The sequence below is a fragment of the Frigidibacter albus genome (genome assembly GCF_009908165.1).
Classification (GTDB): Bacteria; Pseudomonadota; Alphaproteobacteria; order Rhodobacterales; family Rhodobacteraceae; genus Frigidibacter; species Frigidibacter albus.
Genome location: NZ_JAAAUC010000001.1, coordinates 78,207 through 98,974, shown reverse-complemented (window position 1 = coordinate 98,974; position 20,768 = coordinate 78,207). Strand labels below are relative to the sequence as shown.

The 20,768-nt window shown below is 65.9% G+C and carries 14 protein-coding genes and 1 pseudogene; 3 read left to right on the top strand and 12 right to left on the bottom strand.

Features of this window, described 5'->3' with window-relative positions; genetic code table 11:
* Window positions 1-61: 61 nt before the first annotated feature.
* The 12 genes and pseudogenes from GVY41_RS00435 to GVY41_RS00380 all read right to left on the bottom strand — a co-directional run bounded on the left by GVY41_RS00435 (window position 62) and on the right by GVY41_RS00380 (window position 17,173).
* Window positions 62-1,202, bottom strand: a pseudogene (locus GVY41_RS00435) (Fic family protein).
* A gap of 62 nt (window positions 1,203-1,264) precedes the next feature.
* The gene (locus tag GVY41_RS00430) at window positions 1,265-4,390 is read right to left on the bottom strand and encodes an efflux RND transporter permease subunit (RefSeq protein WP_161342300.1); all 3,126 of its coding nucleotides are present in this window, start codon (window positions 4,388-4,390) and stop codon (window positions 1,265-1,267) included.
* A complete protein-coding gene (locus GVY41_RS00425) occupies window positions 4,390-5,592 on the bottom strand; it encodes an efflux RND transporter periplasmic adaptor subunit (protein ID WP_161342298.1) in 1,203 nt (400 codons plus the stop codon). Before GVY41_RS00425 ends, GVY41_RS00430 begins: the two co-directional genes overlap by 1 nt.
* Before the next feature lie 327 nt (window positions 5,593-5,919).
* Window positions 5,920-6,747: a uroporphyrinogen-III C-methyltransferase gene (gene cobA / locus GVY41_RS00420; RefSeq protein WP_161342296.1), complete on the bottom strand. Its 828-nt coding sequence runs from the start codon at window positions 6,745-6,747 to the stop codon at window positions 5,920-5,922.
* The gene (locus tag GVY41_RS00415; RefSeq protein ID WP_161342295.1) at window positions 6,744-9,389 is read right to left on the bottom strand and encodes a nitrate reductase; all 2,646 of its coding nucleotides are present in this window, start codon (window positions 9,387-9,389) and stop codon (window positions 6,744-6,746) included. The genes cobA and GVY41_RS00415 overlap by 4 nt, the downstream gene beginning before the upstream one ends.
* On the bottom strand, window positions 9,386-9,721 hold the full coding sequence (nirD, locus tag GVY41_RS00410; RefSeq protein ID WP_161342293.1) for a nitrite reductase small subunit NirD: 336 nt from the start codon (window positions 9,719-9,721) through the stop codon (window positions 9,386-9,388). The genes GVY41_RS00415 and nirD overlap by 4 nt, the downstream gene beginning before the upstream one ends.
* Window positions 9,718-12,150 carry a nitrite reductase large subunit NirB gene (nirB, locus tag GVY41_RS00405; protein WP_161342291.1) on the bottom strand — a complete coding sequence of 811 codons (2,433 nt, stop codon included), beginning with the start codon at window positions 12,148-12,150 and terminating at the stop codon, window positions 9,718-9,720. Before nirB ends, nirD begins: the two co-directional genes overlap by 4 nt.
* Complete coding sequence (locus GVY41_RS00400; RefSeq protein ID WP_161342289.1) at window positions 12,147-12,941, bottom strand: ABC transporter ATP-binding protein; 795 nt, start codon at window positions 12,939-12,941, stop codon at window positions 12,147-12,149. Before GVY41_RS00400 ends, nirB begins: the two co-directional genes overlap by 4 nt.
* An 8-nt stretch (window positions 12,942-12,949) precedes the next feature.
* Window positions 12,950-13,834, bottom strand: coding sequence for a nitrate ABC transporter permease (ntrB, locus tag GVY41_RS00395; protein ID WP_161342287.1), 885 nt, complete (start codon window positions 13,832-13,834; stop codon window positions 12,950-12,952).
* An 11-nt stretch (window positions 13,835-13,845) separates the two neighbouring features.
* A complete protein-coding gene (locus GVY41_RS00390) occupies window positions 13,846-15,138 on the bottom strand; it encodes a CmpA/NrtA family ABC transporter substrate-binding protein (protein WP_161342285.1) in 1,293 nt (430 codons plus the stop codon).
* A 281-nt stretch (window positions 15,139-15,419) separates the two neighbouring features.
* Complete coding sequence (locus tag GVY41_RS00385) at window positions 15,420-16,595, bottom strand: CmpA/NrtA family ABC transporter substrate-binding protein (RefSeq protein ID WP_161342283.1); 1,176 nt, start codon at window positions 16,593-16,595, stop codon at window positions 15,420-15,422.
* Window positions 16,592-17,173 (bottom strand): ANTAR domain-containing response regulator, encoded by a 582-nt coding sequence (locus tag GVY41_RS00380; RefSeq protein ID WP_161342281.1) that lies wholly within the window; start codon window positions 17,171-17,173, stop codon window positions 16,592-16,594. The genes GVY41_RS00385 and GVY41_RS00380 overlap by 4 nt, the downstream gene beginning before the upstream one ends.
* 538 nt (window positions 17,174-17,711) lie before the next feature.
* Here GVY41_RS00380 and GVY41_RS00375 point away from each other — a divergent pair.
* The 3 genes from GVY41_RS00375 to GVY41_RS00365 are packed head-to-tail and all read left to right on the top strand — an operon-like array spanning window position 17,712 to window position 20,762.
* Window positions 17,712-19,127, top strand: coding sequence for an NAD(P)-binding domain-containing protein (locus GVY41_RS00375; protein ID WP_161342279.1), 1,416 nt, complete (start codon window positions 17,712-17,714; stop codon window positions 19,125-19,127).
* Entirely contained in the window at window positions 19,120-19,737 is a 618-nt protein-coding gene (locus GVY41_RS00370; protein ID WP_161342276.1) for a 2-hydroxychromene-2-carboxylate isomerase, read from the top strand. The genes GVY41_RS00375 and GVY41_RS00370 overlap by 8 nt, the downstream gene beginning before the upstream one ends.
* Window positions 19,737-20,762 carry a membrane dipeptidase gene (locus GVY41_RS00365; protein WP_163535474.1) on the top strand — a complete coding sequence of 342 codons (1,026 nt, stop codon included), beginning with the start codon at window positions 19,737-19,739 and terminating at the stop codon, window positions 20,760-20,762. Before GVY41_RS00370 ends, GVY41_RS00365 begins: the two co-directional genes overlap by 1 nt.
* Window positions 20,763-20,768 lie beyond the last annotated feature (6 nt).

Here is a 20,768-nt window from a genome sequence, read left to right as displayed (position 1 = left end):
CTGACCGCATTCCTCTTGCGCAGCTGCGACAGTTCCGGCGCAGGTCACTTGGCGTGCGGATCTATTTTTCGGGCGACTGATCGCTGAGACCCATTCGGTCGGATCCGAACATCAACCAGTACCGCGTATGCCGCCGCTCTCCGGTTCGGCTGAGCGCGCCTATCTCCACCAGGTCCTGAAGGTCCCGGGTCGTGGTCGCGCGCGATGTGCCGGTGATGGCAATGTAGTTCTTGGCGCTGAGGCCCACCGTGAACCCCTCTGGCCCCACACGGAACATGCGCTCGATCACCTTGGCCTGCCGGTCGTTCAGCCGGGCACGGAACTGGTCGTAGAACTTCGCCTTGGCGATGAAGAAGGCGACCCGCGTCAGCGTCACCTGCTGCGCCGTGAGGACGGTCTCGGCGAACCAGAGCAGCCAGCCTGTGACATCCAGCGTCTTCTGATGGGTTTCAAGTTGGTGGTAGTAACCCTTTCGGTCGCGTTCGATCGTGTTGGCCAGCGCGATCAGGCTTGGCTGGCCGATGTTCTGCGCGAGGGACTTTTCAAGCAGAGCGCGCCCGAGGCGGCCATTGCCGTCCTCGAAGGGATGGATGCTCTCGAACCACAGATGCCCAAGCGCCGCGCGGGTCAGTGCGGGCAGAGGCGCGGGCCCCTCTGGCGCCGTGCGGTTGAACCAGTTGACGAAGGCATCCATCTCGCCCTGGATCTGCGCCGAGGGCGGGGCTTCGAAATGCACCGTCGGTCGGTCGATGCGACCGGACACGATCTGCATCGCGTCGTCATGCCGACGGTAGGCCCCGACGCTCTCGGGGCCGCGGTCATGGGACAGAAGCATCCCGTGCCAGCGACAGGGTGTCGTGGGTCAGAGCTGCGGCGGAGGTCGAATAGACGTCGACCATCATCTCGGCGATGCCCTGCTCGCGGGGCCGTGAGGGCGCGCCGTCTGCCGCTAGACCGAACTGACGCCGCAGGGAGGACTGCACGCTGGACCTGTCCAGCACCTCGCCCTCGATGGCGCTGGTCCGCATTGCCTCTTCACTCAGCCACTCGATGCGCAAGCGGTCGCGCTCTTCGCCGGTCACATGGCGTACGGCTCCGAGGATCTCTCCGGATGACAGCAGGAACCGCCGCTCGAGAGGTTCGACGGCTGCGCTGTCATAGCTGAAATTCGGCCAGTCGGGTTGCGTCCAGTTCCAGCGCATAAGTTATAGAGTCCCTTTCTATAGCTCACGATACCGCAGGACCTTGATCTATGGAAGGGCGTCTATGCGTCAGACAGGCTGGTTGCAATGGCGCCCCGCGGCGCGGCGCGGCGCTGGCGGCGGTTGCCGTCCCAGGCCAGCAGCGCCGGAGTCATGAAGACGGTGACCAGCGTCGACAGCGTCAGCCCGCCGACGATGGCCGTGGCAAGCTGCACCCAGAACTGGCCCGAGGGCGCGCCGAAATACAGGTCGCGGCCGGTGAAATCCACCGTCATCCCCAGCACCATCGGCATCAGCCCGATGATCGTGGTCACGGCCGTCAGCAGCACCGGGCGAAACCGGTCCGTCCCGGCCTGGAACGCCGCATCGGCGGGGCCCATGCCGGCGGCGCGATGCTCATTATAGGCATCGATCAGCACGATGTTGTTGTTCACCACGATCCCGGCAAGCGAGACGATACCGATCCCGCTCATCACCAGCGAGAATGCCTCTTGCCGCGCCACAAGGCCAAGCAGCACCCCTGCCATTGAGAAGATGATGGCCGACAGCACAAGCGCGCTCTGGAAAAAGCTGTTCAGCTGGATCAGCAGGATGATGAACATCAGGAACACGGCCACGATGAAGGCGCCGATCAGGAAGACCATCGTTTCCTGCTGGTCCTCGATCTCGCCGGCAAAGCGGATCTCGATCCCCTCGCCAAAATCGGTCGCATCAATGGCCTGTTGCAGGGCGGCAATTTCTGCGGCGGCGGTGCTGCCTTCGGCAACGGCGGCCGACACCGTCTGCACCGTCTCGCCGTCGATCCGGTTCACGACCGATGCGGCGGGTGACGGCACCAGCGTCACGAAATTCGCAACGGGGATCGACCCGCTGGCAGTGGCAATGCGCAGATCGGCCAATTGGGCAAAGGTGCGGTCCTCGGCCGGATAGCGCAGGGTGATGTCGACCTCGTCATTGGCAGAGGGCGGCAGGTAGGTGCCAAGCACCACGCCATTGGTCAGCAGCTGCACCGCCGTTCCAAGATCGCTGATCTGCACGCCGTAGCGCGCCGCCTGCTCGCGGTCGACCTCGATCCGGATCTCGGCGGTGGCCAGCGGTACATCACTGGAAATGTCGACGAAGCGGCCCTGTTGCGCCATCAGCGCCTGCAGCTTTTGCGCCGCCTGCGGCATCAGGGCCCTGTCCTCGGCGGCAATCTCTATCTGGATCGGCCGCGCCTCGCCCGGGCCCTGCTGCGCCTCTTCGATCTGCACGCCGATGCCGGGCAGGTCGGCGGTGGCATCCCGCATTCGCGCGATGATGGCCGAGGCCGGATCGCGCAGCCGCCAGTCGGCAAATTCGGTCTGGAGGGTACCGATCACATCGGGGGCAAGGCTGGACTGGGTGCGCTGCTCGACCGAGCCGATGGTGCGCGAATAGACCCTCTCCACCCCCTCGATCCCGATGACGCGGTTTTCAACCATCCGCACCAGCCGGTCCGCCTCGCGCACCGACAGGTTGCCATCGGCCTGAACCTGGATCTGCGCCCGCTCTGCCTCTTGCGCCGGGAAGAACTCCAGCCCGCGGCCAAACTGGCCATAGGTGAAGAACGAGAGGAGCAGGCCCAGCAGGCAGATCCCGACCACCAGCCCCGGCCGCCCGATGACAGAGCGCAGGGCGCGGGCGTAGGCGCTGGCTTGCGAGCGCGCTGCGGGCGCTGGATCGGTCCCTTCGGCTGACTTGCGCGCCGGGAACAGCGTGCCGATCACCGGCACGAAGACCAGCGCCATCAGCAAGGATGCGGTCAGCGTCACGATCACCGTGGCCGGCAGATAGAACATGAACTGCCCCGCCACCCCCGGCCAGAACAGCAGCGGGAAGAACACCGCCAGCGTCGTCGCGGTCGAGGCGGTGATCGGCCAGGCCATCCGCTGCGAGGCGTGCAGAAACGCCTGGGCCGGCGGCTTGCCTTCGTCGATATTGCGCTCTGCCAGCTCCACCACGACGATGGCGCCATCGACCAGCATCCCGATCACCAGGATCAGGCCGAACAGCACCACGATGTTCATGGTGAAGCCCAGAAGGCCGATCACCAGGATGCCGCCCAGAAACGCGCCCGGGATCGCCACCGTCACCAGCAGCGCGGCCCGCAACCCCAACGCAAGGATCGTGGTCAGCATCACCAGCACCACCGCCGCGATCACGTTGTTTTCCAGATCGCTGAGCAGGTCCTGAATGTCTTCGGCCTGGTTCTGCAGATAATCCACCCGGATGCCGCCAGACCACTGCTGCTGCGCATCGTCCACCACCGCCTGCACGGCATTCACCGTGTCGATGATGTTGGCGCCCGCGGTCTTGCTGATATCGAGCCCGATGGTCGGGGTTCCGTCGATGCGGGCAAAGCTGACCGGGTCCTGAAAGGTCTGGCGCACCTCGGCCACATCCTGCACCCGCACCACGGTGCCACCGCTTTCGCGCACCGGCATCGCCAGCACATCGCTGATCGACCGGATGGTGCCGGGGATGGAAACGCCGATCCGCCCCGCGCCGGTGTCGAACGCCCCCGCCGCCACCAGCTGGTTGTTGTTCTGCACCGCCTGCGCGATCTGCTGGGTGGAAATGCCATAGGTCTGCATCGCCAGCGGGTCGATGAGGATTTCAAGAATATCCTCGCGCTCGCCGGTCAGCTCGGCTTGCAGCACGCCCGGCACCGCCTCCAGCGCATCCTGAAGGTCGCGGCCGATGCGGATCAGCTCGCGCTCCGGCACCTCGCCCGACAGGGCGACGGTCAGGATCGGGAACAGCGACAAGTCGATCTCGCGCACGATGGGGGCGTCGGCGCCATCGGGCAGGTCGGGGGCGGCGTTGTCGGCCTCGTCCCGGACGCTTTGCAGCGCGGTCTGCTGGTCAAAGCCGGGATCGAATTCCAGCGTGACGCTGGCAAAGCCCTCGCCCGCCTGCCCCGTCATCTGGCGCAGCCCCTCGATGGACTGCAACTGGCGTTCCAGCGGCTCCACCAGCAGCCTTGCGCTGTCTTCGGCGGAAATGCCAGAATAGGTGACATTGACGATGAAGATCGGGATGTCGATCTCGGGCGAGGCTTCCTTGGGGATGGCCACATAGGTCGCGGCGCCGGCGCCAAGGATCAGCAGCAGGACCAGCATGGTAGAGCGGACGCGCAGGAAGGCGGCGGCAATCGCGGCATGCATCAGCGCTCCTCCGCCGCGGGATTGGGGATGCCTGCTGCACCCTCTTGCGGCGCATCGGCTGGCAAGGGCAACCGGCCCTCTCCGGCAAGATCGGGCGCGTCGCCGGCGGCCCCGGTCCCGGTGCCGACACCGCCCAGATACTCCTCGGGCGTCTCGCGCACCTCGACCTGCTGCCCGTCGGCCAGCGATCCCTGGCTGATGGTCACGATATGCGCCCGTTCCGGCAGGCCGGTGACCCAGATGCCATCGGCCCGCGCGCGGATCACCTCTATCGGGGCGAACCGGATCCGGCTTTCCGCGTCGATGACGTACAGCCCCAGCCGCCCCTGATCGTCCAGGCGGCCAAGCGCCGCCGAAACCCGGTGCGCGGGCTGGGTCGCAAAGGGAATCGTGATCTCGGCGCTCAGCCCGGCGGGCAGGGCCTCCTCGTCATTCGCGATCTCCACCTCGACGCGGAAGGTCCGCGTGGCGGCATCGGCCACCGGGGCCACGAACCGCACCGTGCCGCTTTTCTGCGCCCCGCCGATGAAGCGCACCCCGGCCGGCATGCCCGGCCGCATCTGCGACACGCCAGATTGCTGCACATTGGCGACGGCGATCAGCGGATCATTGTCGACCACTTCCAGCACCTCGCCGCCCACGCTGACATAGGCGCCCGGCTCGACCATCACCTCGCTGATGACGCCGCGGCTCGGTGCGCGCAGTTCGGTATTCGCGATCTCCATCTCTATCGCCCGCAGGCCGGCGCGGGCGGCTTCCAGCTGAGCGGCCCTCGCCTGTGCCTCGGCGTCCGATCCGACGCCCCGGTCTGCCAACTGCTGCGCGGCATCATAGTCGCGGGCGGCAGAGGCAAGCTGCGCCTCGGCCTGAGCAAGCCGTGCCAGCCGGTCATCGGTCGACAGGCGCGCCAGCAGATCGCCGGCCGCAACGCGGGTGCCCTCGTCCGGCACCTCCTCGACGATGCCATCGACGCGGGCGCGCAGAACGGTGCGCTGCGACGGCTCTACATCGCCATACATCACCAGCTCTTGCGTGACGGGGCCGGCCTCGCTCCAGCTGGCGGCGACAACGGGGACCGAGGGTTCGGCCTGGGCCGGCGCTTCGGGCGGCGCGCGTCCGATCATGCCACCGCCGATCCACAGCACGACAAAGCCGGCAATCGCGACGAAAACCAGCGTCGTGGCGTTGAGGAACCTGGGCATGCGGCCTCCGTCGGTATGAGCGTCTGTGGGGGTCTGCCCCTGGTAGATCCGGTTCCGGCCCGCCGCGCCCGCAACATGGCGTGGCCGCAAGACCTAACGCGTCTGTGCGGGCTGCCTCAGCCGAACGCGCCCTTGTGGGGATGGTTCCAGGGCGAGCGGAGCGGCGTCAGCGGGGTGCCGCTGCAACTGACCGCGGTGACCGGGCGGGTCATGTCGCAGCACATATAGTGCGGAAGGGAGGGCGTCCAGACCGACCGCTGTAACGATCGCGGTGGCGCCCTAGAGTCCAGTATCATCGCGCCCGCCCGGATCGGCCCGATGGCGCTTTCAGATGCCTTCAAGCAGGGCTTCGCCCGAGGAGCACTCGGCCATTCCGCGATGGGTTTCGTCGATATCCGCTTTTGGCAGGCTCACGATGATGACGGCCGGGTTGTCGATGCCGGCCGCAGCGCAATCCGCCGACATGTTCTGCAATGTCGTGTGCAAACTGCGGGCGTTGTGGCGCGACACATGGCTGGCAATCGACACCGGCTGGTCGGGCCCGACGCCCAACGCCAGAAGCCGGCCGGTCAATTGCTTCAGCTGACGCATCGCCATGTAGAAGACCAGCGTTGTTCCGGGGCGCGCCAGGTCCTGCAGGTTTGACATCTTCTCACCCGGCCGGCAGGTCGCTGTGGCAAGCACCACTCGGTCGGTCACGCCGCGCTCGGTAAGGGGCTGGCACAGGCTGGCGGCGGCAGCACTGGCGGCGGTGACGCCGGCGACGACCTCGATCTCGACACCATGGGCGCGCGCAGCGGAGATTTCCTCGGTCGCGCGGCCAAAAATCGACGGATCACCCGATTTCAGACGCACGACCTGCTTGCCGGACAAGGCTGCAGCGACAATCGCCGCATCGATGCGCGGTTGCGGCCAGCTATGCGCTCCGATCTCTTTTCCGACGAAGATGCGTTCGGCGTCGGACCGGACATATTCCAGCGTTTCGGGGTCGACCAGCCGGTCATAGAACACGACATCTGCCTGGCCCAGATAGCGGATCGCCCGCAGGGTCAGCATGTCTGCCGCCCCGGGCCCCGCACCTACCAGCGTGATACGGCCCGGCTTTCCGCGCGGGGCCGCGGGGACGATCAGCGAAGGGTTGTCCAGATAGCTCATTCAGCGGCCTCGCGGTGGGTGTGGCTAAAAATCAGCGCGGCCAGTTCTGGGCGGCAGGACCCGCAGCTGGTACCGGCGCCCAGGCATTCACCAAGCGCCTCGACGCTCAGCGCGCCGTCCTGGGCGATGGCCCGAAGGATGGTGTTCCGGCCGATGTTCAGGCAGGCGCAGACGGCGGGGCCGGGATCGGGTTGATCGATGCCCGGGCGTCCAGCCAGCACATCCTCGCCCTCTGCGCCCAGCAGTCCGGCAAGATGGGCGCGTGCCACAAGCACCGGATCACGCGACACGAAGACTGCGCCCTGCAATCGCCCGCCGGAGACAAAGGCGAACCGTTGCATCCCTCGCGCAGGGTCCGACAGCGCAGAGGACGGCACGGCACCGTCGAAGAGCGCGCTGGCCCATACCGCCCAATCGGCGGGCGGACCTGCTCCTGCCAGCTCCATCTGCACGCCTCCGGCCACCTGTGCCTTGGCCCAGTACTCGCAGCTTGGGCGCAGATCATGGCGTGATACGGCAAAGGCATGCCAGCGGGCCGCATAGGGGCGGATGGCGACGGGTGTGGACTTGCTGGCCGGCTGGCCCGAAATCGGGTCAGTGACGGCCGCCACAAGCGTGTCTATGCGGCCGGTCGGTGCGGTCTCGGCAGTCCAGTGCATGGGCGCGAAGGGATGGCCGGGCGCAACACGGTCACTGATCAGCACCCGCAGGATGGCTCGGCCTTGCGGGCTCGTCACTTCGGCCAATGTCGCGGGCGCAAGGCCAAGGCGGGCGGCATCGTCCGGGTTGATCTCAAGATACGGCTCACCCAGGTGCTGCTGCAAGCGCGGCACAAGTCCGGTGCGGGTCATGGTGTGCCAATGGTCGCGCACCCGCCCGGTGTTGAGGCGGAACGGATGACCGGGTGACAGTGCGGCAGGCAGGCAGGCCGCGACGGGGAGCATCCGCGCTTTGCGATCCGGCGTATGGAACTGCCCGTCGCCAAAGAACCTGCCACCCTTCCGCGCCGCCTGCGGCCAGGTGACGGGGGCAAGATGGTCATAGTCAATGTCTTGCAAAGCCGAGATGTCGAAGTCGCTGCCCAACTGGCCCGCCACACCGGAAAGCGCCGAGTATTCTGCGAAGATCTGCGCAGGCGAGGCCCAGTCAAACCCGGGAAAGCCCATCCGACGTGCCACTGCTGCCAGCTGCCACCAGTCTGCACGTGCCTGACCGGGGGCAGGGATGAATGCGCGCTGCCTGCTGATCATGCGTTCGGAATTGGTGACAGTGCCGTCCTTTTCGCCCCACCCGGTTGCGGGGAGCAACACATGCGCCAGACGCGCCGTGTCGGTGGTGGCCCAGATGTCGCTGACCGCCACGAAATCACAGGCCGCGATTGCGCCCGCTACGCGCGAGGCATCGGGCATGGTCACCGCAGGGTTGGTGTGCATCACCCAAAGCGCCTTGATCTGACCCTGTTCAACGGCGCGGAACATGTCCACCGCCTTCAGCCCCGGCTTGGCCGGCATGCGCGGGCTGGCCCAGAACCCTTGCACCGCGTCCCGGTGAATGGGGTTGTCGAGTTCAAGATGGCAGGCGAGCATATTGGCCAGCCCCCCCACCTCGCGTCCGCCCATCGCATTGGGCTGGCCGGTCACGGAAAGCGGCCCCATGCCGGGGCGCCCGATGCGGCCCGTGGCGAGATGGCAATTGATGATGGCATTCACCTTGTCGGTGCCGCTGTCGGACTGGTTGATGCCCTGCGAATAGACGGTGACGACCCTCTCGCTGGCCGCCCAGAGCGCGAGGAACGCCGCGAGATCGTCCGGGGGGATGCCGGTGTCGCCCGGCTTGCTGTGGCGCGCTGCGGCAAGGGAGGCCTCGACACCCGTGACATGGGGCAGGAAATCGCGGTTCAGGAGGCCCCGGTCGAAGATGTGGCAAAGAAGCAGGTTGAACAGATGCGCATCGGCCCCCGGCGCAAGTGCAAGATGCAGGTCTGCCCCCTCGCAGGTGGCGGTGCGGCGCGGGTCGATCACAACGATCTTCGTGCCCTGCGTCGCCTTGGCCGCCATAAGACGCTGATGCAGGACCGGATGGCACCAGGCAAGGTTCGATCCGACCAGTACCACCAGATCGGCAATTTCCAGATCCTCGTACTGGCCGGGGACGGTATCCGTCCCAAAGGCACGGCGATGACCCGCCACGCTGGACGCCATGCAGAGCCGTGAATTGGTGTCGATATTCGCGGAGCCGATGAACCCTTTCATCAGCTTGTTGGCGACATAGTAATCTTCGGTCAGCAACTGACCGGAAACGTACAGCGCGACCGAGTCGGGCCCATGTGCGGCGATCGTGCGGGTGAACTGCGCGGCGATCAAATCGAGCGCCACGTCCCAGGTCGCAGTCTGCCCGTGAACGGTCGGCGCCTTCAGCCGTCCTCGGGTTCCAAGGGTTTCGCCCAATGCCGCGCCTTTCACGCAAAGCCGCCCCCGGTTGGCGGGATGGTCCGGGTCGCCCTTGATGGCAATCCCGCCATGCGCGTCGGGCGTCGCAAGCACCCCGCAGCCCACACCGCAATAGGGGCAGGTGGTGCGGATGGTGGTTTCGCGGGCCGCCCCTGCCGGGCGCGGGGTGGCGATGGGGGTTGGGCGCGTCATGCCGCGGATCGCCCGGAAAGGAAGGAGGCATCCACCAGGACGCGGCCGCCGTCTAGGCACACAATGAAGGTGCGCACTTCTCCCTCATCCGCTCCCTGCGCCTGACCGGTGTTCAGGTCGAACACCCAGCCATGCAGCGGGCAGGTGACAGAGGTGCCATGCACGATCCCTTCGGACAAGGGGCCGCCCTTGTGGGGGCAGCGATCCTCCAGCGCGAACACCCTGTCATCCGCGGTGCGGAAGAGCGCGACGCAGCCTTGCGGTGTCTTCACCACCCGGGCTCCCCGGCGGGGGATGTCGTCCAGAGCGGCGATGTCGATGAACTTGCTCATTCGGCAGCCCTCAGCGTCAGGTCGGCAATCGGTGCCCAATCGGCGGGTTTGCCGGCATGTTCTGCCCACGGGTCGGTCTGATAGATCGACTGGCTGAGCATGAACCGGTCATGCAGCGCGCGGCGGGTCCCGGGATCCTCGACCTGCGCGCGGCACCACTCGAGGCCCACCTTTGCCACCCATTTGTAGATGCGGTGCAGGTATCGCGCGTTTTCCCGGTAGAGTTGGGTAAAGGCTGCGATGATCTCCATCACCTCGGCCTCGGTCACGGCTTTGCAAAGAAACTCGGTTTCCTTCACGTCCATGCCCGCCGCCCCGGCGACGCTGATCTCGTATCCGCTGTCCACACAGACCACGCCGATATCCTTGCAGGTGGCCTCGGCGCAGTTCCTCGGGCAGCCGGAGATGCCCAGTTTCACCTTCGCAGGGGTCCAGGAGCCCCAGAGCATCTTTTCAAGCCTGATCCCGAGGCCTGTGCTGTCTTGCGTCCCGAAGCGGCAGAAATCGGTCCCGACGCAGGTCTTCACCGTGCGCAAGCCTTTTGCGTAGGCGTGCCCCGACACCATCCCGGCGGCGTTGAGGTCGGTCCAGATCGCAGGCAGGTCTTCCTTGCGGATGCCCAGAAGATCGATCCGCTGGCCGCCTGTCACCTTGATCAGCGGCACGGCATAGCGGTCGGCGGCATCTGCAATCGCCCGCAACTCAGCCGAGGTCGTTACCCCGCCCCACATCCGGGGGACCACCGAATAGGTGCCATCCTTCTGGATGTTGCCATGGTTGCGTTCGTTCACGAAGCGCGACTGCCGGTCGTCGACATAGTCGGTCGGCCAGTCGGCGATCAGGTAGTAGTTCAGCGCCGGGCGGCACGAAGCGCAGCCGCCACCGGTTTTCCATCCCAGCTCCTGCATCACGGCAGGGATGGATTTGAGGGCCATGGATTTGATCAGCCGCCGCACATCCTCATGCGTGTGGTCAGTGCATTTGCACATGGCTGGATTGGTGTTGGCAGTGAAGCCGGCGCCAAGGGTCAGGGCCATGACCTGTTCCACAAGGCCCGTGCAGGTTCCGCAGCTTGCACTTGCCTTGGTGGCGCTGCGCACCGCGTCCAGCGTTGTGGCACCACCTTCGATGGCGGTAACGATCCGGCCCTTGCAGACGCCGTTGCAGCCACAGATCTCCGCTTCAGGCGGCAAGGCTGCAACGGCTGCCAAAGGGTTTGCGGTGGGCCCCCCGGCGAAGGCGGGGCCGAAGATCAGGGTGTCGCGGATGCCCGAGACGTCCTTGCCCTGCTTGATCATGTCAAAGAACCAGGACCCGTCCGCGGTGTCGCCATACAGCACCGCGCCGATCAGCCGGTCGCCGTCGAGGATCAGCCGCTTGTAGACACCGCGCCCCGGATCCCGGAACACGATCTCCTCGCGCCCCGGCGCATCGGCGAAATCGCCCGCGCTGAAGAGGTCGACGCCAGTCACCTTCAGCTTGGTCGCGGTCTGGACCGGCTGGAAGGCTGCGGTCTGGCCCAGAAGCGTGGCAGCCAGCACTTTCGCCTGATCGTAAAGCGGGGCGACGAGGCCAAAGAGCTGCCGGTCATGCTCCACGCATTCGCCAAGCGCAAAGATCGCAGGATCGGAGGTGCGCATCTGGTCATCGACGGTGATGCCGCGCCCCACGTGCAGATGCGTATCGTTGGCAAGCCTCACTTCGGGGCGGATGCCCACTGCCATGCAGACAAGGTCAGCGCCGTAAACGGTGCCATCCTCCAGCAGCACCGCTTCGACCCGGTCCTTTCCCAGGATTGCCTTGGTGGCCCCCTTGCAATGGATGCGGATGCCGCGCCTTTCGAGGTCCTTTTGCAGCAGATACCCGGCCGCCGGGTCCAACTGGCGTTCCATCAAATGACCCATCAGATGAATGACCGTGACCTCGGCACCGCGGGCGGCCATGCCGGCGGCAGCCTCCAGCCCCAGAAGGCCGCCGCCGATCACAACGGCCTTCGACCCCGGCAGGCTGGCCGCGATCATCGCGTTTGTGTCTTCAAGATCGCGATAGGTGCAGACACCCGGAAGGTCCTTGCCCGGGACCGGTATGATGAAGGGGGCAGAGCCGGTGGCGATCACCAACGCGTCGTAAGGCACGCCGCCAGAGCCCGACAGGGCCACCTTGTTGGCGCGGTCGATCTTCACCACGGCTTCGCCAAAGCGGCAATCCACGCCATGCGCCGCATACCAGCCCGCATCATGCGTCACGATCTGCTCATAGCTCTTTTCGCCCGACAGTACCGGCGACAGCATCAGCCGGTTGTAGTTGCCGCGCGGCTCGGCGTTGAACAGGGTGACGTCGAAATCGGCTCCGGCGTCAAAGAGCTGTTCCAGCATCCGGCCCGAGGCCATGCCGGCGCCGATGACAACAAGTTTCTGTCTGCCGGTCATTCCGCGGCCTCCACGAAACGGTGACGTTCGTAGAGGAAGCGCAGCACCGCCTCGCGGGTGCGCACGTAGTCGGGGTTGGAGGCCAGCACGATCCGGTCCCGCGGCCGGGGGATGGCGACGGGCAACACCTCGCCAATCGTCGCGGCGGGGCCGTTGGTCATCATCACGATGCGGTCGGCCAGCAAAACGGCCTCGTCGACATCATGGGTGATCATGATCATCGTGTTCTTCAGCCGTGCATGGATATCCATCACCGCGTCCTGAAGATGCGCCCGGGTCAGCGCATCGAGCGCGCCGAAGGGCTCGTCCAGCAGCAGGATCTTCGGCTCCATCGCCAGGGCCCGGGCAATGCCCACCCTTTGCCGCATCCCGCCCGAAATCTCTCCGGGGCGCTGGCCGATGGCATGGGTCATCTGCACGAGTTCGAGCGTCTGCATGATCCAGTCATGCCGTTCGGCCCGTGACTTCGTGCTTCCGAACACCTTTGTCACCGCCAGCTTGACGTTGTCATAGACCGACAGCCACGGCAGCAGGCTGTGGTTCTGGAACACCACGGCGCGGTCGGGGCCGGGGGCGTTGACCTCTCGGCCCTCCAGCTTGATCACGCCGGTCGTGATATCGGTCAGCCCGGCGATCAGGTTGAGAAGGGTGGACTTGCCGCAGCCGGAATGGCCGATGATCGACACGAATTCGCCCTTGTCGATGGTCAGGCGGATGTCGGACAGAACTTCGGTCACGCGGCCCTTGCCGGGATAGGATTTGCAGACCCGGTCGATTTGCAGGTATTTCATGGCTATCCCTATTCCGTTGTGCCGCGAGAGACGACGTGGCCAAGCCAGCCGACCAGCCGGTCGAGCACGAAGCCGGTGACGCCGATGTAGACCAGGGCCACGATGATGTCGGTCAGGCGGCTGCTGTTCCACGCATCCCAGATGAAGAAGCCGATCCCGACGCCGCCGGTCAGCATTTCCGCCGCGACGATGGCCAGCCATGACAGGCCCACCCCGATACGCAGGCCGGAAAAGATGTAGGGCGCAGCGGAGGGCACCATGATCTCCCAGAAGAACTCGATCTGGTTCAGGCGCAGCACGGCGGCGACGTTGCGGTAGTCCTGCGGGATGGCGCGGACGCCGGCGGCGGTGTTGATGATGATCGGCCAGATCGCGGTGATGAAGATCACGAAGATCGCCGAGGGGCCGCTGTCCATGAACGCCGCCAACGAGATCGGCAACCACGCCAGCGGCGGCACGGTGCGCAGGACCTGGAAGATCGGGTCGAAGCCCCGCATCATCAGCGCGGACTGGCCAAGGATGGCACCCACCAGCACGCCGACCACGGCGGCAAGGCCAAAGCCGTAGGCCACGCGCTCCAGCGAGGTGAGGACCCGCCAGCCAAGGCCTATGTCCTGGGTTCCGTAGACGAAGAAGGGGTCGAGGATAAGCTCGCGGCTCTGCTCCCAGACATCGGTGGGGGCGGGCAGGCCCGACGCCGCACCGGAAAACGACAGCTGCCAGATCAGCAGCAGGACAAGCAGCACGACAACCGGCGGAGCGATCCTTTCGGCGACGATGCGCCCGAGGGCGGCAAGTCGCTGCGGGCGCTTGGCGGGTCGCGGCAGCGGCACAACCTGCGCTTCAGCTTTCTGCGCGGAGGCGGGGGTGGGATTGAGAGCGGTTACAGTCATCGATCGCCCCATCATGCCACGGCCTTGATCGACTGGCTGCCAAGATAGGCTTCGGGGTCGGCAGGATCGAAGCTCTTGCCGTCGAAGAAGGTCTCGATCCCGCGGCTGTCGCCAAAGCCGGAGGTGTCCAACCCCAGCCCGGCCGCCGCCTGAAGCCACAGGTCAGAGCGATTGGTGGCATCGACCAGCGCCTTGGTGTCGAGATCGCCCGGCAGATGGCCCCAGCGCTTGTTCTCGGTGATGAACCAGCTGTCGAGCGACTTCCAGGGGAAGGACGTCGCCCCGCCGCGCCAGAACTTCATCGCCAGCGTCGGATCCGAGACGACGCGCCCGTTTCCATAGTTGATATCGCCCTTGATGCGACCGCTGATGTCCTTGACCGGCACGTTGTACCATTGGCGGCGGCCGATGATCTCGGCCATCTCGTCCTTGTTGGCGGCGTCTTCGCACCACATCTGCGCCTCCATCACCGCCATCATCAGGGCAAGGGTCGCGTTCGGGTTGGCGTCGACCCATTCGGCGCGCATCCCGAGAACCTTTTCGGGGTGATGCTTCCACAGTTCGCCCGACGTGGCGGCGGTAAAGCCGATGCCCTGGTTGACCAGCTGTTCATTCCAGGGCTCGCCTACGCAAAAGGCCTCCATGTTGCCGACCTTCATGTTGGCCACCATCTGCGGCGGCGGCACCACGATCAGGTCGACGTCCTTGGTCGGATCGATCCCGCCTGCCGCCAGCCAATAGCGCATCCACAGATCATGCGTGCCGCCCGGAAAGGTCATCGCAACCGGGATCTCGGTTCCGGCGGCCCGCTTGGCGGCGAACACCTCGCGCAGCGGCGCGCTGTCGAGACCGACGCCGGTCTCGGCCAGGGCCTGGGCGACCGACAGGCCCTGGCAGTCCTCGTTGAGATTCATCAACGTGTACATCGGCAGCGGCTGGTTGTTCTGCATCACCTTGCCGGTGGCATAAAGATGCACCTTGGGCCGCAAGATGTGCCCCCCGTCGATGCCGCCCGATGCCGACCCCAGGGTCATGTTGTCGCGCGTGGCCCCCCAGCTTGCCTGCTTTTCCACCAGCACGTCGGGCATGCCGTGCTTGGCGAAGAATCCCTTTTCCACTGCTATGATCAAAGGGGCGCTGTCGGTCAGGGCGATGTAGCCCAGCTTGGCCCCCGTCACCTCGGGGGTGGTGGTCGCCGCCCAGGCTCCGCCCGGAAGGGCGATGCGGGCGGCCGCGACCGTTGCGGCGGCGCCGATGGCGGATTTCAGGAAGCTGCGGCGAGTGGGCGGTTGGATCAGGGTCATCGAGCGGTTCCTCGGGCTTAAGGCCCCGGTGCATCGGGCGGGGCAGGCTTTGGCTGAACGACAAAAAGCCGCCTCGATCTCTGGCCCGAAGGGCGCAGGATGGGCGGCGTCATTGCCATGTGGGGGGACCGCATCTTTGCGGAAATCTGTGACCGGCAAGCGCCGTTGCTTGCCCGATGACTCAATCCTGTCGGGCCCAGGGCCCATGTTCAAGGGCGGCGCGAGTGTTTCGGCGGCGCAGCATAGCATTTCCGCAGCCGATGCTGGCCGCGCCCAAAATATCAGCGCGCAGCAAGCGCCGGGTCGAATGTTTCGCCATCAAAGAACGCGTCCGGGCCCAGAATCATCTGGCCCATTTCCGACGCAACTGCCGTGGCATGCAGCATCGATCCCTCGATCCGGGCGGATGCGCCGGGCAGATCGGCCCCCGCCTGACGCAGGTGCTGGCGATAAAGATCGGTCCGGAAACAGCCCATCGCCTGATCCATCGCCCAATTCACATCCAGGCCGTGTACCGTGGCGATCCTTTGCGCGAGCAGCGCGGCGAGACTGCGCCAAGGAAAATTCGCGGCTCCGTCATGAAAGCGGATGAATCCCGGATACTGCCGCACCTCGCCTGACATGCTGATATGCAGTCGCCCCAGCAAGCCGCGCTCGCTCAGTTCCGGCGGCAGGTTCAGATAATCGGGACGCGACAGGATTTCGGCTGCCGTGCTCCGGTTGTCGGGTTGGTCCAGCCAGCGGCAGGCCCGCCAGAGCGCCCGCATCATGCGGCCGGTTTCCTCCGGGCGCGATGCCGTGAAGTCGCGGGTCAGCACCAGCCCCTTTTCCGGAGGCGATGCCCAGATCGATCGCCCGGCCAGCACCAGCGCCGCAACACCGCGTTCCACAGCATAAGAGGCCCAGGGTTCACCGACGCAGAAGGCATCGACCTCGCCTGCGGCCAGCGCATCGGCCATCAGCGGCGGGGGCACGGTGTGGATGCTGACCCCGGCATCAAGGCCGGTGCCGGCCAGCCAGCGCCGGACCAGTTCGGCTTGGGTCGAAAACGGGAACGGCACCCCCACGCGCAGGCGCCCGCCCGCCACTGCGATCAGGGCATCACGCGCGGCCAGTGGGTCACCAAAGCCGAAACCATGGCCCTGCGTCCGCATGGCATCTGCCAGAGCCGCACTGACGGCTATCGCCTGCCCGCCCACCGACAGCACCATCACCAGATCAAAGCGCGGATAGACCGGGCCCAGACCAAGGGTCTGCGCAATCGGCAAGGGCACCAGCATATGCGCGGCATCTATGCCACCCATCCCCAGCAGGTCGCGGCTTTGCGCCCAGCTTTGCAGGCGGATCAGCTCAAAGCTCAGCCCTTCTTCGGCGTCAAAGCCAAGCTCGCGCGCCACGATCAGCGGGGCCGCGTCGATCAGCGGCACATAGCCGAGGCGCAGCGTTGACAGGCTCATGTCAGCAACCCCGCCGCCATCACCAGTTGCTGCGCGATGTCGGCCACCCGGCGCTTCTGGTCCATCGCCGTCTTGCGCAGCAGGGCATATGCGGCTTCTTCGTCGATCCCCCTCGCCTTCATCAAGATTGCCTTGGCGCGGTCGATGATCTTGCGCTCTTCCAAAGCGGCCTTGGTAGCGGCAAGCTCGGCGCGCATCTTCTGAAACATGTGGAACCGTGCAATCGCTGCATCAAGGATCGGTTTGATCCGCTCTGGCTGCAGGCCATCGACGACATATGCCGAAACCCCTGCCTCGATGGCAGCCCGGGTCAGTTGCTCGTCTGAACGATCGACAAACATCGCGACGGGCCGTTCCATCGGCCCAGAGACCAGCGCGAGTTCCTCCAGAACGTCCCGAGAAGGGTCGGCGACATCGATCAGCACGATGTCGGGCTTCTGCTCGGCGATGCGGCGAGCCAAGCCCGTTTCCTCTGCAATCACGGTAATCGCGTGGTCACCAGATGCCATCAGCCCGTCGACGATGCGCAAGGCGCGGTCGCGGTCGCGTTCGACGACAATTATGGATAGACGCGCCATGACGGGGCCCTCCTGACGCCTCCGTTTCCGCGGGATCGAAGGTCGAGGCAACGTGCGCACGCAGGCAGGGCAGAGGTTCGAGCTGAACAGCCCAATACTTGCGCAAAAGCTCTGCGTGTGACCAATTTATAGGCGAAGCTCCAGCTGTGGCGCTGCGTGGCGGCCAACCTGCCTCACCGGGCTCCCGACGCCCCGCAACCAGCCCATACCTCAGGCGCCGACGCGGCAGGCAGCGCAGGTGAACTGTGCCGCATCGTTGCGAATGCCATGAAGGTGCGCGGTCCCTGCCCTTCCGGGCAAGCCGCGGGTTCTACGCAGGTGGCGGGCAGCAGCGCCAAATGCCGGGACTGAACAGCTGGTGTCCGCTGCCCGAAGGCGACACCCCAAACGCCACAGTTCAAGCAGTCCCCCCTATTTCATGCTCACCAAACGCGCGAACCGCAAACAAGTGGATTATCATCCGTATTTGGCATAATATTGATTGCAGCATACTGAAAGCGCATACAATCATCTCACAAGATGCCACCCGGGTGACCAGATGATTCCCAATTCGATTGCCGCACTGGAAGACCGCCTGGCAGAGGATCTGCTCTGGCTGGGCCAGCCCGCCAAGGACTGGATGATCCCGCGCCCCGGCGTGCTGGACGTCGCGGTCATCGGCGGCGGTGTGATGGGGCTGGTGACACTGGCAGCCCTGCGCCGCATCGGCATCTTCAACGCCCGCGCCTTCGACCGTGCCCCCGCCGGGCGCGAGGGGCCCTGGGTCACCTATGCCCGCATGGAGACGCTGCGCACCCGCAAGGAGGCCGCCGGCCCGGCGCTTGGCGTGCCGTCGCTGACCTTCCGCGCCTGGTTCGAGGCGCAGTTCGGCCGGGACGCCTGGACCCGCATGACCCTCGCCCCACGCGAGATGTGGATGGACTACCTGCTATGGTATCGCCGCGTGCTGAACCTGCCGGTGGAGAATGACACCAAGGTCACCGCCGTCATCCCCAGGGGCCCGTTTGTCGAGCTTCAGCTGGATGGCGCCCGCACCGTCCAGGCCCGCCGCGTGGTCCTTGCAACCGGGCTCGACGGCCTCGGCGCCCCGGCCCTGCCCGAGGTTGCCCGGCGCGTGGACCCGCGGCTGGTCGCGCATGGCGCCGACATGATCGACATGGCCGCGCTGAAGGGCCGCCGCGTCGCGGTGGTCGGCGCAGGCGCCTCGGCGATGGACAATGCCGCTGCGGCGCTGGAGGCGGGGGCCGCACAGGTCGATATCTTCGTGCGCCGCCCCGACATTCCGCGCATCGATAAGTTCACCGGCATCGGCTCGCCGGGCATGACCCACGGCTATCTTGGCCTGCCGGATGCGGTGAAATGGGCCTATATGGTTGAAGGCGAGCGCGCCCAGATCCCGCCGCCGCGCCATTCCGTGCTGCGCGTCAGCCGACACTCCGGCGCGCGCTTTCATCTCGCCAGCCCGATCGACGATTTGGTGGCCGAAGATGGCGGGCTGACCGTCGTCACCCCCAAGGGCCGTTACAGGGTCGATTTCGCCATCTTCGCCACCGGTTTCTCCGCCGATCTGTCGGAACGACCGGAATTCGCCGCGCTCGACGGCCGCATCAAGCTGTGGCGCGATGCCCATGATCCCGCCCCGGGCATGGACCATGCCGGCATCGGCCAGATGCCCTATCTCGGCCCCGCCTTCGAATTCCTGCCGCGGGCGCCCGGCGACAACGTCTCGCATATCCACTGCTTCGCTTACCCGGCGGTGCCCAGCCACGGCAAGATCACCAGCGGCGTGCCGGCGATCAGCGATGGCGCGACGCGCCTCGCGCAAGGCATCGCCCGTTCGCTCTTCGTCGAGGACGCAGAGCATCACTTGGCACGCTTCCGCGACTTCGCCACGCCCGAGCTTTTCGGCGACGAATGGACCGATGCCGATCTTGAGGAACCTTCCTATGTCTAAGCCTGTCCTTCAGGCCTTCTACGGCATGTCGTCCCCCTGGGCCTATCTGGGGGCGCAGCGGCTGGTCGCCATCGCCCGTGACGCCGGCGCCACGCTGGTGCATCGCCCGATCCGGCTGATCGAGGCCAATGGCGGCATCCCGCTGCGCACCCGGCCCGACTATCGCCAGAAATACCATGAGGTCGAACTGGACCGCTGGCGCAAGCATCTGGGCACTCCGTTGAACCTCAAGCCGAAATTCTACCCCTGCCGCACCATCGAGACGGCGGCGCAGGCGGTGATCGCGGTGCAAAAGGCCGGGATCGAGGTCGCGGATTTCGCTTTCGCCATCCAGCGCGCGCTTTGGGCCGAGGACCGCGACATCGCCGATCTTGCCACGCTGCGCGAGCTCGCCTTGGCCACGGTGGGAGAGGCCGGAGCGGCGCTGGTCCGCGACCCGCAGCCCGCAGATATCGTGGCCGACTGGCACGCCAACCTCGCCGAGGCAGAGGATCGCGGGATCTTCGGCACCCCGACCTACGTGCTGAATGACGAGCTGTTCTGGGGCCAGGACCGGCTGGATTTCGTGGCGCGGGCGCTGGCAGCGGCCAAGCAGAAGGAGATCGCGTGATGGAATCCCAAGGCTGGACCATTTCCCCCGAGGCGCAGGCCCTTCATGACGGCGCCGTCATCGTCGATGGGCTGCAGACCTCGCTGTGGGGGCGGCCGATCTTCGAAGAGATGCGGGCGGGCGGGATCACCGCCGTCAACGTCTCGACCGTGCTGTGGGAGAATTTCGTGGAAGGCATCGGCTATGTGTCGATGTGGAAGCACTTCTTGCGTGAGAATGCCGACATCCTTGCCCCGGTGAGGACGGTCGCCGATATCCACGCCGCCAAGGCCGCCGGCAAGACCGGCATCATCCTGGGCTGGCAGAACACCTCGCCGCTGGAGGACAAGCTGGATTACGTCGAGATCTTCAAGGATCTGGGCGTGAACATCATGCAGCTGACCTACAACACCCAGAACTATTCGGGCGCGGGCTATCTGGAAGAGCATGACAGCGGCCTGACCGGCTTTGGCCGCGAGGTGGTGTCGGAAATGAACCGCCTCGGCGTGCTGTGCGATCTCAGCCATGTCGGCGACAAGACCTCGGCCGATACCATCGCCTATTCCAAGGCGCCGGTCTGCATCAGCCATATCCTGCCGCGCGCCCTGCACGACGTGAAGCGCAACAAGAATGATGACCTGTTCCTCGCCTGCGCCGAAAAGGGCGGGCTGATCGGCCTGTCGCTGTTCGCGCCGGGGCTGAAGGCCGGGAATGATGCGACAGTCGAGGATGTGCTGGACGCGATGGAACATGTGATCGGCCTTGTCGGCTTCGATCATGTCGGCATCGGCACCGATTTCTCGCTCGACCGGCCGCGCCCGTCCGACTGGCTGCTTTGGGCCAACCGTGACAAGGGCACCGCCCGCAAGCTGACGGAGTTCGGCAACGTGAAGATCAACAAGCCTGCCGGCATCCGCCGGATGACCGACCTGCCGAACATGACCGGCAGGATGCTCGCCCGCGGCTGGGGCGAGCAGAACGTGACCAAGGTCCTGGGCCTGAACTGGCTGACGCTGTTCGACCGCGCCTGGACCCCCACCACCTGATTGCTC